Raw genomic sequence first — 14,525 nt, forward strand, 5'->3', positions numbered from 1 at the left:
GGTCCTTACCTCGTGGCCTTCAGGGTCTGCACGGCGAGCGTGGCCGCCTCCGTGGCCAGCCCGCACATCTGCTCCTGGCTGAACTCGCTCGGGTCGGTGGGATAGAGCTGGGTACGCAGGGTCTGCCCGTCGGCCACGCCGACCAGCACCTCGCAGTCGCTCGGACTGGACCCCTTCGCGTAGTGCACCAGTGCCGGGATGCCGGCCACTCGTGCGCTCAATGTGGTCATGCTCGTGTTCCTGCGCTCACCGTCCACCCAGTCCTGCATGTCGGCGGTGGTGATCGCCTCCACGTAGTAGCTGTAGTACGGCGCGGTGAGGTCGACATCCAGTGAGCAGGTGGGACCGTCGCGGCCGTCCTGCGTTGCGCGGGGCTCGCTGTTGACCTTCAGCTCGTCCAGTTGGGCTTCGGTGAACAGCGAGCACGGGTCGACGCCGGCGAGGGGCAGCTCCTCCTCAGGCGGCGCGGGTAACGAGGGCGAGGCGGCATCGGTTGACGCTAGGCTCGCTTCGCCGACCTCGCTGGTCGTGCACCCGGCGAGCAGCAGCGTGACGAACGCACCGCAGCAGAGCACGTCAAGCCTCGTAGACACGCCGGTCCCCGAAGCTCGCCGCCTTCTCCTCGTCGTCGACCGCGTAGGTGCCGCTCGCGGTACGCAGCTGCTCGGCCAGCTCACGCAGACCCTGCACGTACTCGCGGACCTTGCGCTCGTAGGAGCCCTCGTGCCCGGCGATGACCTCGTTCCAGACCTCGACCACGTTGGTCGAGACAATGTCCTCCGACGGCGTCGGGACGCGCAGCGCACCGAGCTGCTGAGCGAGCTTCTCCTGCAGAACGCCTGCCTGCTCGTCGATGACGCCGGCCACCTCGAGAATCTTGTCCGGCGCCACCTCGATGTCGCGGGCGTTCGGAACTGACGGAACGCTCCCGGTGAGCTGGCTACCGCCGTCGAAGATCGTCGCGAACGGCATGAACGAGCCGGTCGTCTCTGGCATGCGCGCACTCCCTGCTACGTTCGGTAGCCGGTCCATTTCCCACCGCAGGCTACCAACCCCGGGTGGACTATTGGCGACGGTTCGACGAACGAGACCGGATCTCGGTTCCCGCGAATCTCGCGGAGCAGGTCAGCGAACGGGGAACACGATCTCGCCATTCACGGCGCGCAGGGCGATGTCGGTGCGGTGGTGCGAGCCCGGCAGGTGGGCCCTGCCCACCCGCTCGTAGGCCTGCGCCCGCGCCGCCGCGAGATCCTCGCCGGTGCCGACGACGGAGAGCACACGGCCACCGTTCGACACGATGGCACCGTCGTCCCGGCGCCGGGTCCCCGCGTGCAGGAGGCCCTCGGCCTCACTACCGGTGATGACGTCGCCGGTACGGGGCTTGCCGGGGTAGCCGTCGGCGGCGACCACCACGGTGACGGCCGAGCCGTCGGCCCACTCCAGCGGTGGGTGCTCGGCGAGCTTGCCGGTGGCAGTGGCGTGCAGCAGCCCAGCGATGGGGGTGCGCAGCAGCGCGAGCACAGCCTGCGTCTCCGGGTCGCCGAAGCGGCAGTTGAACTCGATCACCTGCGGGCCCTCGCTGGTCAGGGCCAGCCCGGCGTAGAGGAGGCCGGAGAACGGCGTGCCGCGTGCGGCGAGCTCGTCGACGACCGGCTGCACGATCGTGGCCACGACGTCATCGACCAGTCCGGGGGGCGCCCACGGCAACGGGGCGTAGGCGCCCATGCCGCCGGTGTTGGGGCCGGTGTCGTCGTCGCCGACCCGCTTGAAGTCCTGGGCGGGCAGCAGCGGCACGACGGTCCGCTCGTCGACCAGGCAGAACAGCGACGCTTCCGGGCCGTCGAGGAACGATTCGAGCACCACAGGGTGCCCACCGTCGAGCAGCATCAGCGCGTGCTTGCGAGCCAGCGCCAGGTCCGGGCTGACCACCACGCCCTTGCCCGCGGCCAGCCCGTCGTCCTTCACCACCCAGGTGGGGCCGAACCGGCCGAGCGCGGCGTCGAGACGGGCGGGGTTGTCCACGACCTCGCTGCGTGCGGTCGGCACCCCGGCTGCGCCCATGATCTCCTTGGCGAACGCCTTGGAACCCTCGATGCGCGCTGCCGCGGCGGAGGGGCCGAAGCAGGGGATGCCGGCCTTGCGGACCGCGTCGGCGGCGCCGGCGACCAGCGGCACCTCGGGTCCGATCACCACAAGGTCCGCCTGCCACCTCCCGGCGAGCGCGGCGACCGCGGACGGGTCGGTGAGGTCGACGCCGAGTGGCTCGGCGAGCGCCGCGATTCCCGCGTTACCGGGGGCACAGCCGAGTGCTGTGACCGCGGGGTCGTGGGATGCGGCAAGAACGATGGCGTGCTCACGGGCTCCGGAGCCGATTACCAGGACGCGCACAGGTGACCAGCGTAGCGGCGCCGGTCTCCTGCCGTTCACCGGCATGTCTCCTGGCTGCCGCCGCGGTGTCGCTGGGGTGTCGTCACTGCCCGCGAGGGTGTCTCAGTCGTAGCTCCCTGACGCGTCAGCAAGAGAGGGCACAGAATGTTTCGACAGCGACTGGTGCTGGTCGCAATGAGCGCGCTCGCCGTGCTCGGCATGGCCAGCGTGACGAGTCCCGTGCACGCTGCCACGGACGCCGCGGTGAACGCGGGTCGTGGTGACAACGGGCCGGTGATCGTGGCGCACCGGGGGGCCTCCGGCTACCGCCCCGAGCACACGCTGGCCTCCTACGAGCTCGCCGCGCGCATGGGCGCCGACTTCATCGAGCCCGACCTGGTCATCACCTCCGACGGCGTGCTGGTCGCCCGGCACGAGCCGGAGATCGGCGGCACCACCGACGTCTCCACCCGGCCGGAGTTCGCCGACCGCAAGACCACCAAGCTGCTCGACGGTGTCGAGGTGACCGGCTGGTTCGCCGAGGACTTCACCCTCGCGGAGCTCAAGACGCTGCGGGCCAAGGAGCGCATCCCTCAGCTGCGGCCGAGCAACACGATCTATGACGGCCGGTTCGAGGTGCCGACCCTGCAGGAGGTGATCGACCTCGCCAAGCGCCTTTCGAAGGAGCTGGGCAGGCAGATCGGCATCTACCCGGAGACCAAGCACCCGACCTACTTCCGCGAGCAGGGTCTGCCGCTGGAGCCCGAGCTGGTGCGCACCCTCACCCGCAATGGCCTGAACCGCCCGAACGCGAAGGTCTACATCCAGTCCTTCGAGGTGGGCAACCTCAAGGCGCTCAGCAAGCAGGTGCGGGTGCCGCTCGTACAGCTGGTCGACGGCTCGGGCAAGCCCTACGACTTCACGGTCTCCGGTGACCCCCGCACCTACAGCGACCTGCTGACGCCGAAGGGCCTGCGGGAGATCGCGTCCTATGCCAAGGGTCTCGGCCCGCAGAAGGACCGCATCATCCCGCGGGACGCGAACGGCTACCTGACGCAGCCGACCACGCTCGTCGCGGACGCGCACCGCGTCGGTCTGACCGTGCACCCCTGGACGTTCCGCGCCGAGAACAACTTCCTGCCGGCCGACTTCAGGTCCTCGGCCGACCCGGCGCAGTGGGGTGACATCTTCGCCGAGTACGAGGCCTTCCTCGCGACCGGCATCGACGGCCTCTTCGCCGACCACCCCGACATCGCGATCGAGGCGGTCAAGGCCTACACCGCCGAGCGGGCGACGGCGTAGTGACGAACACCGGCACTGGTGGGCGCGCCCGCCCACCAGTGCCCTTCTTTTCGCCTCAGCGGTTGTAGGCGGGGACCGGGCCGCGCAGACGCTGCCACACCTCATCGCAGCGCTGCGCTGTTTCGGCCGGCAACGCGCCACCCAGCGCGGCATCCACATTGGACTTCAGGTGCTCGACGCGGGAGGAGCCGATGAGCACGGCACCGACATCGGCGCGAGAGAGCAACCAGCGCAGAGCCAGCTCGGGCAACGTCACACCCGCCTCGCGGGCAACGGCGCCCAGCGCGTCGACCGCCTCGAACAGCTGAGCATCCCAGTAGCGCCTGCGGTACATCTCCCCGAGCGCCGAGTCGCCGAAACGTCCACCGGCAGGCGTCTCGCCGAACCGGTGCTTGCCGGTGAGCAGACCACCGCCGAGCGGGTTGTAGACGATGTTGGTCAGCCCCACGTGCCGCGCGAACTCCAGGTACTCCTCCTCGACCCGGCGGCTGATCAGGTTGTACAGCGGCTGCGAGAACAGTGGCTGCGGTCCACCGATATGGCGCAGCTCGGCGATCTGCCAGGCAGCGAAGTTCGAGACGCCGACCTGTCGCACGATCCCCTGCTCGACGAGCTCGGCGAGTGCACCGACGGTGTCCGCCAGTGGCGTCCGCCGGTCGGGCTGGTGCAGGTAGTACACGTCGAGGTAGTCGGTACGGAGCCGCTCGAGGCTGCCGCGGACGCAGCGGCGGATGGCCTCGGGCGACAGCGGTGGCGCACCGTCGGCGTCCGGATGCGGCATGCCGACCTTGCTCGCGATGAGGAACCGGTCCCGCCGCCCGGCGAGCAGCTCACCGAGCAGGCTCTCGCACGCGCTGCCCGCGTAGCCGTTGGCGGTGTCCAACATGGTGATGCCGGCGTCGGCGGCGATCTCGAGCATGGTGGCCGCCGTGTCGCGATCCACCGCGTCACCGAACGTCATCGTGCCGAGCACCAGCCGCGAAAGGCGCATGCCGGTGCCCGGTACCTCGAGGTACTCCACAGCTTCTCCTCTTGTGCTCGGGCTGGTCAGCTCGCTGCCGCAGGCTGAGGTGCCGAGTACACCTCGATCTTGTGCCGGAGCAACCGCTGGTTTTCCCGCAGCTGCGCGATCTGCTCCTCGACGCGGCGATCGTGTGCCTTGAGCACCTCGACGCGTTGCTGCCGGCACGCCTCACCGCCGCGAAGCAACTCGACGAACCGGAGCATGTCGGCGATCGGCATGTCCGTATCGCGCAGGCAGCGCAGCAGGCGCAGGAAGCCGAGGTCGGCGTCGGAGAACCGGCGACGGCCACCCGGCGTGCGGTCGACCGTGTGCAGCAGCCCGATCTTCTCGTAGTAACGGAGCGTGTCGATGCTGAACCCGGTCTTCTCGGCGACCTGGGCCGGGGAGTAGAAGCTCACCTACCCAGAGTGGCACCTGGAGTGCACTCCAGGTCAAGCGACGCGAGCCTCATCTGCATACTCGAACGCGTCGGGCTCGGCGTGGCACTAGCGCAGGAACGACTGGTCCTCGAACCACTCGTCGTCGGACAGCGCGGGGCGCTCGTGCCGCGTGTCCTGTGCAGGTTTCTCGTCCTTGTCCTCGGCTGCGGCCTTGTCGAGATCAGGGAGCACGCCGCTCTGCGTCAGTGACTCCATGGTCGTGGGCGGCACTCTGGTCAGCGACGCCATCGCGGCCGAGACGTCCCTGTCCAGCCGCCCCTCGGCGACGCTCTCGACGATCTGGCGCCAGGTCAGCTCGCCCCGGCCGATCCGTTCGACCACCACCTGCCACTCCTCGGTACGCGCATGGCCGAGCACATAGGCCTTGAAGCGCGCGACCTCCTCGTTCGTCGGGGGCTGGGCGTCCTTGGCCAGCTTCTGCTCGACCTCCTCGGCTTTCTCCTGCAGTATGCGTGCCCTGCTGAAGGCGAAGTCGATCCGGCCGTCGAGCTCCCGCTCGGCCTGCACCATCCGCGTCGACCGGTAGTCGTCTCCGGACTGAAAACGCATTGTCGTCATCCCCTCGTCGCCGCGTCAGCGGCCCGCGTCCGCGGCGATCTCGTCCAGCTCGGTGAGCTTGCCCTCGGCGTCGTCGAGGTTCTCCTGCAGCGTGCCCGTCTGCTCCTCGAGCGCGGCGAGGTTGTCGTTGATCGTGGTGTAGGTGCTCGCCGCGTCCTCGACGCTGCTGATCTCGGGGATCGCCTTGACGGTGTCGAGGAGCTCCTGGGCGGTGTTGAAGTAGTCCTGCATCGTGGCGACGACCTGTTCGAGAGACTCGTACAGCGCGAAGACCTTCTGGGCCAGGTCGATGATCTCCATGATGTTGTCGTGCAGGGCGTCGATGTCGAAGTCGGCACCGGGCAGGTAGCTCGCCGCCTTCGCGAGGTACTCGATCGCCGTCCAGGCCCAGCCCACATACGGGATGAACTTCGCCGCGATCTTGCCCGCGACCTTGATGATCTTGTTGATCGCGTCGACGGCCAGCTGCGCGATGGCGATCGACACCTCGGCGATCTTCTCGAAGCCCTTCGCGATGAACTCGCCGAGCTGCTCACCCGCCCAGACCGCGCCCTTTTCCCAGTACTGCGAGAGGAACTCGCGGAAGGCGTCCGCCGCCTCGCCCTCCCAGGCCTCCGCGGCGAGCTTGGCCGCGTTGTCGAGCATGTTCGAGGCCAGCAGGCCGAAGTTGCCCCCGACGCTCACCCATGCCTCGCCGTTGGCCCTGATGCTGTTGGGGTTGCCCGCGAGCGGTTCGAGGATCGAGTCGGTGAAGGACTTCCCTCCCGCGACGCCGAACTCGGACCAGATCCAGTCGAGCACCGTGAGCACCGCGCCCGCGTCGACCTCGTCGGCGAACGACGCGTCACCCCGCTCGACCTGCGCGAGGTCGAGCTCCGTGTAGGTGAAGGAGGACGAGCCGCCCTCCAGGTGCCGGTCGTAGCCGTCGCCGTTGCCGTAGCCCGACCCGAACGTGATCTCCTCACCGGTGTCGCCGCCGAGCCCGTTGCGCTCGAAGAGGGAGGTGGTCTCCTTCTCGGTGTAGCCGTAGGTCTTCGCCGCGGCGATGACGGCGTCGCCGAGGTCGCACAGCTTGCGCTGCATGAGGCTGAACGCCTCGCCCACGACGACCGACGCCTCGCCCTTGACGACGTCGCCGAGCGGTTCGAGCACTCCCTTGAACCCGTCGGAGCTCATGCCCTCGTCGCGTGCGAGCCTCTCGATGCTCGGCAGCGTGTAGCCAGCCTCGGCGCTCAGGTAGAAGCCGAAGTCGGCCAGCTGCGCCTCGTTGACCTCGTAGCCCATCATCCCCCCAGGTCATCGTCGGTGCCGGCGGTTGCTCGCCGGTCAGGACGCAACTTAACCGGTCATCGTCAACGCCGAGGGATAATCCGCTAAAAAAGCTGAATCAGCGTGAAGCGGACGCCTGTCGGGTAGCCTGCCCGCTACCTCAGGGCCTGCTCCAGTCCGCTGAGCACCTGCTCGGCCAGCGGCCGCACCTGGGCGAGGTCGGCCTTCCCCAGCGTGCTGACCGTCAGCAGCAAGCGCTCGCCGCCGACGTGGAACACCACGCCGAGGTGCCTCGCGGCGACGTCGGCGTTGGACAGTGTCGCGTCACCGCCGAAGCCGGCGACGTCGCCGAGGCCCTGCACGCGCTCGTAGTCGCCCTCGGTGCCGGACTCGCTCGCGCTGTCGGTGAACACCTTCCGCAGGACCTCGTCGTCCGAGGTGTTGTCGTCCCACTCGGTGGTCACGTCGGTGGACAGGCTCGGGAACCCGTCGGTGTCGTACTCGCACTCGCGCGTGAGGAAGTACGGCGACTGCATCTCGGGGGCGCGGCCCCGTTCGCCGCCCTCGCTGCCTCGCACCGTGGTGCCGAGGTGCTGTTCGATGGCCGCGGCGGGGAGCAGGCCGCACAGCTGGTCGCCGGACAGCTTCTCCAGTGCCGGCGTCGCCTGCCCTTCGTCCGCTGTCGTCGTGGTGTCGTCGGCCTGCGACGCGCCTTCGCCGGATGCGCAGGCCGTCAGCGTGAGGGAGGCCGCGACCAGGGCGGCGAGGAGGCGCGTACTGCGCATAGCAGACAAACCTTCGATCATGTGGCGGATGCTACCCATAGCGATGTCGTGCGTGGCCCGCTTCTGGCACACCCGCCTCGCAAGTGTTGCGCCGGGCTAGAAGGGCTCCGCACAGCTCCGCTGGTCGCGACGGTTCGTAAGCGCGAACACATCGGCGCGGGCTGGCGTTCCTGCGCTACTCGGTCACCTTCGGGTGCCCGGCGCCGGCGTACTCCAGCCAGTACCCGCCGAGAGCGTCCCTTTGAGCTGGTGATGCCGTGCAGTCGGTTGCCGCCCTGGGCGAGAGCGCATGATCTCCCACTCCTTCCGAGCGTTGCCACGAGCCGTGTTGCTGAGTTCCTTCCAGCCCTGCACCGCGTCGGACTTGGCGTACTTGATCTCCCATTCGTCACCGACTACGGGCGGCGCCACTTCATCGCCCCGTTTCGGGCTCATGCGCCCATCGCGTCAGGCTCGGCAACCGGCCCCAGGTCTTCGCCTTCCTGCTGCAGGATCGCAAGCAACTCGGGGTCGGCGTGGACGTTGGCGGTATTCCGCCAGGTCGTGATCACGTGTGCGACAGGAGCAGGATTCTGCAGCGATTCCGCGCTCTCGAGAACCTCCACCAGCTCAACGATGAAGGCCTGAACGTCTTCCTTGGGCAAGAACCGCACCCACGGGAAAGCGACCGGCAGAACCTCCGTGACCAGCGCGCGAACTCTCTCGTCACGCTGCATGAGAGCTACAAAGAGCTTGGTGGTGACCGAACTGACCTCGGTCTCGGCGGCCGCGCGACTGGCTGTTGCCAGCACCAGATCTTCCCCGTCCCTGCGCCGGACGCGAACATACCGCCCCTGGGACCGCTGCAGTTTGCTCACGGTCTCCTTGGGCTTGTTCACCAGCTCGGAGAAGTTGATTTCTGGCGCGGTCATACTTTCAAACTACCTCGAAAGTCTCCGGTGGCCAACCGTCAGCCGGTAGGTAAGGCTTTCGGCCCCGATCAGGCGAACTGGTGGCGCACGATCGTCTGCTCACGGCCCGGCCCGACGCCGACCGCCGAGATGCGTGCGCCGACCAGTTCCTCGATCCGCTCGACGTACGCGCGGGCGTTGGCCGGCAGCTCCTCGAAGGTGCGGCACTGGCTGATGTCCTCCCACCAGCCCGGCAGCTCCTCGTAGATCGGCACCGCGTGGTGCACGTCGGTCTGGGTCATCGGCATGTCCTCGGTACGGAAGCCGTCGACCTCGTACGCCACGCACACCGGCACCTTCTCCAGACCGGAGAGCACGTCGAGCTTGGTGAGGAAGTAGTCGGTGATGCCGTTGACGCGGACGGCATAGCGCCCGATGACCGCATCGAACCAGCCAGTGCGCCGGGAGCGGCCGGTGGTGACGCCGAACTCGCCGCCCGCCTTGCGCAAGTTCTCGCCAGCCTCGTCGTGCAACTCCGTCGGGAACGGCCCGGAACCGACCCGCGTCGTGTACGCCTTGAGGATGCCGAGCACAGTCGTGATGCGGCCGGGGCCGATGCCCGAGCCCGCGCTCGCCCCGCCGGAGGTCGGGTTGGACGACGTCACGAACGGGTAGGTCCCGTGATCGACGTCGAGCAGCGTCCCCTGGGAGCCCTCCAGCAGCACCGTCTCGCCCCGCTCGAGTGCCTGGTTCAGCTGCAGGCGGGTGTCGGCGATCCGGTGCGCGAACTTCTCACCCTGGGCGAGGACGGTGTCGGTGACCTCGGCCGGGTCGAGCGCCTTGCGGTTGTAGACCTTCACCAGCACCTGGTTCTTGAACTCCAGTGCTGCCTCGACCTTCTGCCGGAGGATCTTCTCGTCCAGCAGATCCTGCACGCGGACGCCGACGCGGGCGATCTTGTCCTGGTAGCACGGGCCGATACCGCGGCCGGTGGTGCCGATCTTCTTGGCACCGAGGTAACGCTCGGTGACCTTATCGATCGCGACGTGGTACGGCATGATCAGGTGCGCATCGGCGGAGATGAGCAGCCTGCTGGTGTCGACGCCGCGTTTCTCCAATCCCGAGAGCTCCTCGAGCAGGACGCCCGGGTCGACCACGACGCCGTTGCCGATGACGTTGGTGACGCCCGGCGTGAGGATGCCGGACGGGATGAGGTGCAGGGCGAAGTCCTGACCGTCGGGCAGGACGACCGTGTGGCCCGCGTTGTTGCCGCCCTGGTAGCGGACCACCCACTGGACCCGATCGCCGAGCAGGTCGGTGGCCTTGCCTTTGCCTTCGTCGCCCCACTGGGCGCCGATGAGCACGATGGCCGGCATGTGACACTCCTGGTATTCGAACGGCAGGAAACATTGGCGCTGGAAATGCCGGTGCATGAGCCTAACCGAGGAGTTTCGGGTGCGGGGAGTGGTGCTCGTTTGCGGGCGTGCCGAGGAGGGGTTCGCGGCACCGGCGGGGGTGCGGTTGGAGACGCTTCCGGCGCGTCCCGGCCGTGCTGAGGTCGATCCACTACTGGCCGCTGAACTGGTCGTGGTCGGCACCGACGCCGACCTGGCCGCCGTGGTACTTCGCCTGGTCCGCAAGGAGAAACTCGACGCGACCACCGTGGGATACGTGCCGACGGATGCCGGTTCGGCCGTCGCCGCGGTGTGGCGGTTGCCGACCGACCGCAGGCGGGCGCTGGAACTGGCACTGACCGGCACCGCCCACCCCGTGCCGCTGATCCGGGACGACGGCGGCGGCGTGCTCCTCGGCCAGGGTGTGCTGCGCGGTCCGCGCGGCGTCGCCTACTGCGACGACACGACCGCACTGCGCGGGGAGGCACAGTCGATCGCCGTCCGCCCCGCGGCGGGCACCGCCGGGTTGGTGGCCACGGTCACCCGCGGCCGGCTGGTGAAGCGGCGCGAGGACTTCCCGGCCAGGGCGTTCCAGTTCGGCGGGGAACCGATGGTCCCGGAGTCCGACGGGGTGCCCTATCCACGGCCGGTGGAGCGCTGGACGTGGTACCGGCACACCAGCGACCTCCGGCTGGTCCTGCCTGCTAGTCCTTGAGGCCGGTGGCCTCGGCGGCAGCCGGGTCGGAGTCGGTGAGGAACTTCTTGCACCGCTCGTACTCGTCGGTCTCACCGATTCGGCCCGCGGCAGTGGCGAGCGCCGCCAGTGCACGCAGGAAGCCCTGGTTGGGCCGGTGGCTCCAGGGCACCGGCCCAAAACCCTTCCACCCGGCGCGGCGCAGCTGGTCAAGGCCACGGTGGTAGCCGGTGCGCGCGTAGGCGTACGCGGCGACCACCTGCCCGCCGGCCAGTGCCTGCTCGGCGAGCGCGGCCCAGGCCTCGCTGAAATCGGGGTGCTCAGCGGCGACCTCGGCCGGGTCAGTGCCGGCATCCAACGCGGCCTGCGCGTCAGGCCGCTCGGGCAGCTTGGTGGCGTCCGGTTCGAGGAGATTGCCGTGCGTCATACCGCACATTCTGCAACACGGGCGCGTCAGAGGAAGACGGCGACCAGAATGCCGCTGCCACCCAACACCAGCGCCGCCACCAGCACGGCGGCAACGACTCGTTTCGGCATCATGGCCAACACTCTGCACTACGCCGACGCTGCGGCAACCATGTGCCCCTTAAGGGTGAAACCGGATTTCCGCTCGTTGCTCTACCCGCCACAGAGGGCAGCGGGCATGATGCACGCGTGACGAATGCGGCGTCCATGCCGGAAGTGGCGGATTCCGGCATCCCGAGGGGTCCGGTCGCCAAGACCAAACTGTTCTTCCGGCTCCACTGGCAGCGCGGGGCGCCGGGCACGCCGACCCCCGAGTGGGTTGTCCGCTACTGCTACGGCGTCTGGCTCGTCGCCTTCGCCTGCAAGGTCATCGGCGCGTCCTGGGACATGTCATGGCACTTCAAATGGCTGCGCGACGACCTGGCACCGCCGCATCTGATCAACACGGTGGGCACGGTCATCATCTGCGTCCTGGTGATGATCCACACCTACACCGGCATGGGCTGCGACCGGCGCTCGTTGCGGCTCATGCAGGCCGGCCTGGTGATGTTCCTCATCGCCGCACCGCTGGACGTGATCAACCACCGGGTCAGCGGGCTCGACCTGACCGCGTGGAGCGCCACGCACGGCCTGCTGTACCTGGGCACCGGCGTGATGCTGCTCGGTGTCATCGACGGCTGGCTCAAGTTCGCGCCGCCGGGACCGGTGCGGGCGGTGCTGCTGACCGCACTGTGGGCCCTGTTCCTGGAGAACACGTTCTTCCCGAACGGGCAGCAGGAGTACGGCATCCTCGAACTGCGCTCCTGGGAGCGCGGCGAACCCTACGCCGAGCCGGCGCTGCTGGAGTTCGCCGCACAGGACATCGGCCGCAGCGTCGACAGGGAAGCCGTGATCCACTTCGCGCTGCCCATCGACGACTGGGTCTACCCGGTGTGGGGCATCGGCGTGATGGCGCTCATCCTGACCGCCGCGCGGCACACCGTTGGGCGCGCGTGGACGGCGACGACGGTCGCGGGCGCATACGTCCTCTACCGCGCGGTGATCTGGCCGCTGCTGCTCGCCGCCGACTTCCCGACCTCGACCGTGCCGTTCTACCTCGTGTTCGTCGGGCTCGCGGTCGATATGGCGTTCCGCTTCGCACGGCACCCACTGCGGTTCGCGGTGGGCGCCGCACTGGTCACCGGATTCGGCTACGGCGCGTTGTGGCTGCAGGCGCAGCTACGGCCCTGGCTGCTCGGCGACGCACTGACCGAGTCGGCGCCACCGGTGGCCTACTGGACGGCACCGGTGGTGCTGGCCTGCGTCGCCGCGCTCTGGTTCGCGGGCGCCCGCCGCGCCCGCACCCCCTCTACCGGCACCATCGGCCGGTAGAGGGACCTCGACGAGAAGCCGCTCAGAGCTTCTTGCCTGCGGACTTGAGGTTCTCAGCGGCCTCGGCAACACGCTTGGCCATGGCACCCTCAGCGAGCTTGAGGTAGCTGCGCGGGTCGTAGGCCTTCTTGTTGCCGACCTCGCCGTCGATCTTCAGCACGCCGTCGTAGTTCTTGAAGAAGTGGTCGGCGATGGGGCGTGAGAAGGCGTACTGCGTGTCGGTGTCGACGTTCATCTTCACCACGCCGTAGGACACCGCCTCGTGGATCTCCTGCAGCAGTGAGCCGGACCCACCGTGGAACACCAGCTCGAACGGCTTCGATCCCTCGGGCAGACCCAGCTTCTCGGCCGCGACCTGCTGGCCCCTCTTGAGCACGTCGGGCCGCAACTGCACCGCACCCGGCTTGTAGGCGCCGTGTACGTTGCCGAACGTCGCCGCCAGCAGGTACCGGCCCTTCTCGCCGGAGCCCAGTGCGTCGATGGTCTTCACGAAGTCGCCCTCGGCGGTGTAGAGCTTCTCGTTGATCTCGTTGGAGACCCCGTCCTCTTCGCCGCCGACGACGCCGATCTCAACCTCGAGAATGATCTTCGCCGCGGCGGCCTTGTCGAGCAGCTCGGCGGCGATCGTGAGGTTCTCGTCGAGATCGATGGCCGAGCCGTCCCACATGTGGGACTGGAAGAGCGGGTTCTCACCCCGGTTGACGCGCTCCTGCGAGATCTGCAGCAGCGGGCGGACGAAGCCGTCGAGCTTGTCCTTCGGGCAGTGGTCGGTGTGCAGCGCGACGTTGATCGGGTACTTCGCGGCGACGACCTGCGCGAACTCGGCGAGCGCGGTGGCGCCGGTCACCATGTCCTTGACCGCCTGGCCGGACGCGAACTCGGCGCCACCGGTGGAGAACTGGATGATTCCGTCGCTCTCCGCCTCCGCGAACCCCCTGATCGCCGCGTTCACAGTTTCCGACGAGGTCACGTTGATGGCCGGGTACGCGAACTCGTTCGCCCTGGCCCGGTCCAGCATCTCCGCATAGACCTCGGGTGTGGCGATGGGCATCGTTTGTCCTCCTCGAAACTGGCTCCTGTGCCCCGCATCCTAGAGGGTCCACCAGTGGCGAGGCGGCGCGTCAGAACAGGACTTCTGCCAGAGCGCGATAGCTGGGACGCGGGTCGTCGTCGGCCGTGAGGACCTGAATGCACACATGGTCCGCGCCCGCGTCGAGGTGCGCGTTCAGGCCGCGGGCCACGGCCTGTGCGTCACCGTGAACGGCGAGCGCGTCGATGAGCCGGTCGCTGCCGCCGTCGGCGAGATCGGCATCATCCCAGCCGAGCCTGCGCAGGTTGTTCAGGTAGTTGCGCAAGTGGAGATACGGCATGGCGATGGTCGGCCGTGCGATCTCGCGGGCACGTACGGGATCGGTGTCCAGCACGACCTTCTGCTCGGGCGCGAGCAGCGTCCCGGCACCGAGGATCTCGCGGGCCTCGCGCGTGTGCTCGGGCGTCGTCAGGTAGGGGTGCGCGCCCAGCGTTCGTTCGGCGGCGAGCCGCAGCACCTTCGGACCGAGCGCGGCGAGCAGCCGATCCTCGGTGGGCACGCCGGCCTCGTCGAGCTCGTCGAGGTAGGAGACGATCTTGCCGTAGGGCTTCTGGTACTCCTGCGTGGCTTCGGGATGGCCGATCCCGACGCCGAGCAAAAAGCGGTCGGGGTACTTGGCCACGATGCGGTGGTAGGAGGCGGCAACCGTGGCGGCGTCGTCGGTCCACATGTTCACGATGCCGGTCGCCACGGCGATCGTGCTGGTCGCGTCGAGCAGGTCCTCGACGATCCGCAGATCACCGGGGGGTGAGCTGCCGATCCAGATCGTGCCGTACCCGAGCTCTTCCAACTCGCGAGCGAGCTCCGCGTTGAGCCGGCCGGCGCGCTGCCAGATTCCGTACTTTCCGAGGTTCACAGTCATGCCTTCGGCAACAT

Annotated in this window: 17 protein-coding genes; 3 read left to right on the forward strand and 14 right to left on the reverse strand. The window is 68.5% G+C overall.

Features of this window, described 5'->3' with window-relative positions:
- Window positions 1-5 precede the first annotated feature (5 nt).
- The 3 genes from ABZ863_RS25805 to purD form a co-directional block, all read right to left on the reverse strand.
- Window positions 6-593, reverse strand: a complete 588-nt coding sequence (locus ABZ863_RS25805; RefSeq protein ID WP_358540414.1) for a DUF3558 domain-containing protein — start codon at window positions 591-593, stop codon at window positions 6-8.
- Window positions 577-996: a hypothetical protein gene (locus ABZ863_RS25810; protein WP_358540416.1), complete on the reverse strand. Its 420-nt coding sequence runs from the start codon at window positions 994-996 to the stop codon at window positions 577-579. Before ABZ863_RS25810 ends, ABZ863_RS25805 begins: the two co-directional genes overlap by 17 nt.
- A 129-nt stretch (window positions 997-1,125) precedes the next feature.
- Window positions 1,126-2,388, reverse strand: coding sequence for a phosphoribosylamine--glycine ligase (gene purD / locus ABZ863_RS25815; RefSeq protein WP_358540419.1), 1,263 nt, complete (start codon window positions 2,386-2,388; stop codon window positions 1,126-1,128).
- 144 nt (window positions 2,389-2,532) lie between these two features.
- Between purD and ABZ863_RS25820 the strand changes: the two genes are divergently transcribed.
- Window positions 2,533-3,669, forward strand: coding sequence for a glycerophosphodiester phosphodiesterase (locus tag ABZ863_RS25820; protein ID WP_358540422.1), 1,137 nt, complete (start codon window positions 2,533-2,535; stop codon window positions 3,667-3,669).
- Between the two features lie 55 nt (window positions 3,670-3,724).
- Here ABZ863_RS25820 and ABZ863_RS25825 read toward each other — a convergent pair whose 3' ends face one another.
- From ABZ863_RS25825 to ABZ863_RS25860, 8 genes are all read right to left on the reverse strand, one after another.
- A complete protein-coding gene (locus tag ABZ863_RS25825) occupies window positions 3,725-4,690 on the reverse strand; it encodes an aldo/keto reductase (RefSeq protein ID WP_358540425.1) in 966 nt (321 codons plus the stop codon).
- A 26-nt stretch (window positions 4,691-4,716) separates the two neighbouring features.
- Entirely contained in the window at window positions 4,717-5,091 is a 375-nt protein-coding gene (locus ABZ863_RS25830; protein WP_358540428.1) for a MerR family transcriptional regulator, read from the reverse strand.
- Between the two features lie 87 nt (window positions 5,092-5,178).
- Entirely contained in the window at window positions 5,179-5,682 is a 504-nt protein-coding gene (locus tag ABZ863_RS25835; RefSeq protein WP_358540431.1) for a hypothetical protein, read from the reverse strand.
- A 24-nt stretch (window positions 5,683-5,706) separates the two neighbouring features.
- Window positions 5,707-6,978, reverse strand: coding sequence for a hypothetical protein (locus tag ABZ863_RS25840; RefSeq protein ID WP_358540434.1), 1,272 nt, complete (start codon window positions 6,976-6,978; stop codon window positions 5,707-5,709).
- A 137-nt stretch (window positions 6,979-7,115) separates the two neighbouring features.
- Window positions 7,116-7,745 carry a hypothetical protein gene (locus ABZ863_RS25845; protein ID WP_358540437.1) on the reverse strand — a complete coding sequence of 210 codons (630 nt, stop codon included), beginning with the start codon at window positions 7,743-7,745 and terminating at the stop codon, window positions 7,116-7,118.
- A gap of 183 nt (window positions 7,746-7,928) precedes the next feature.
- Entirely contained in the window at window positions 7,929-8,180 is a 252-nt protein-coding gene (locus ABZ863_RS25850) for a hypothetical protein (RefSeq protein WP_358540440.1), read from the reverse strand.
- Window positions 8,177-8,656, reverse strand: coding sequence for a hypothetical protein (locus tag ABZ863_RS25855; RefSeq protein ID WP_358540443.1), 480 nt, complete (start codon window positions 8,654-8,656; stop codon window positions 8,177-8,179). Before ABZ863_RS25855 ends, ABZ863_RS25850 begins: the two co-directional genes overlap by 4 nt.
- A 68-nt stretch (window positions 8,657-8,724) precedes the next feature.
- Window positions 8,725-10,011: an adenylosuccinate synthase gene (locus ABZ863_RS25860; RefSeq protein WP_358540446.1), complete on the reverse strand. Its 1,287-nt coding sequence runs from the start codon at window positions 10,009-10,011 to the stop codon at window positions 8,725-8,727.
- Window positions 10,012-10,090: 79 nt separating this feature from the next.
- On the opposite strand from ABZ863_RS25860, the gene ABZ863_RS25865 reads away from it, so the two are divergent.
- The gene (locus tag ABZ863_RS25865; RefSeq protein ID WP_358540449.1) at window positions 10,091-10,744 is read left to right on the forward strand and encodes a hypothetical protein; all 654 of its coding nucleotides are present in this window, start codon (window positions 10,091-10,093) and stop codon (window positions 10,742-10,744) included.
- On the opposite strand, the gene ABZ863_RS25870 is transcribed toward ABZ863_RS25865, so the two are convergent.
- Window positions 10,734-11,150, reverse strand: a complete 417-nt coding sequence (locus tag ABZ863_RS25870) for a DUF3151 domain-containing protein (RefSeq protein ID WP_358540452.1) — start codon at window positions 11,148-11,150, stop codon at window positions 10,734-10,736. The genes ABZ863_RS25865 and ABZ863_RS25870 overlap by 11 nt on opposite strands.
- A 245-nt stretch (window positions 11,151-11,395) precedes the next feature.
- On the opposite strand from ABZ863_RS25870, the gene ABZ863_RS25875 reads away from it, so the two are divergent.
- Window positions 11,396-12,559, forward strand: a complete 1,164-nt coding sequence (locus ABZ863_RS25875) for a hypothetical protein (RefSeq protein WP_358540546.1) — start codon at window positions 11,396-11,398, stop codon at window positions 12,557-12,559.
- A 22-nt stretch (window positions 12,560-12,581) separates the two neighbouring features.
- Here ABZ863_RS25875 and fbaA read toward each other — a convergent pair whose 3' ends face one another.
- Complete coding sequence (gene fbaA / locus ABZ863_RS25880) at window positions 12,582-13,610, reverse strand: class II fructose-bisphosphate aldolase (RefSeq protein ID WP_358540454.1); 1,029 nt, start codon at window positions 13,608-13,610, stop codon at window positions 12,582-12,584.
- Window positions 13,611-13,680: 70 nt separating this feature from the next.
- Window positions 13,681-14,511 carry an LLM class F420-dependent oxidoreductase gene (locus ABZ863_RS25885; RefSeq protein ID WP_358540457.1) on the reverse strand — a complete coding sequence of 277 codons (831 nt, stop codon included), beginning with the start codon at window positions 14,509-14,511 and terminating at the stop codon, window positions 13,681-13,683.
- Between the last annotated feature and the right edge of the window lie 14 nt (window positions 14,512-14,525).

Origin of the sequence: Saccharomonospora sp. NPDC046836 (genome assembly GCF_040645195.1) — a bacterium.
Lineage (GTDB): Bacteria > Actinomycetota > Actinomycetes > Mycobacteriales > Pseudonocardiaceae > Prauserella_A.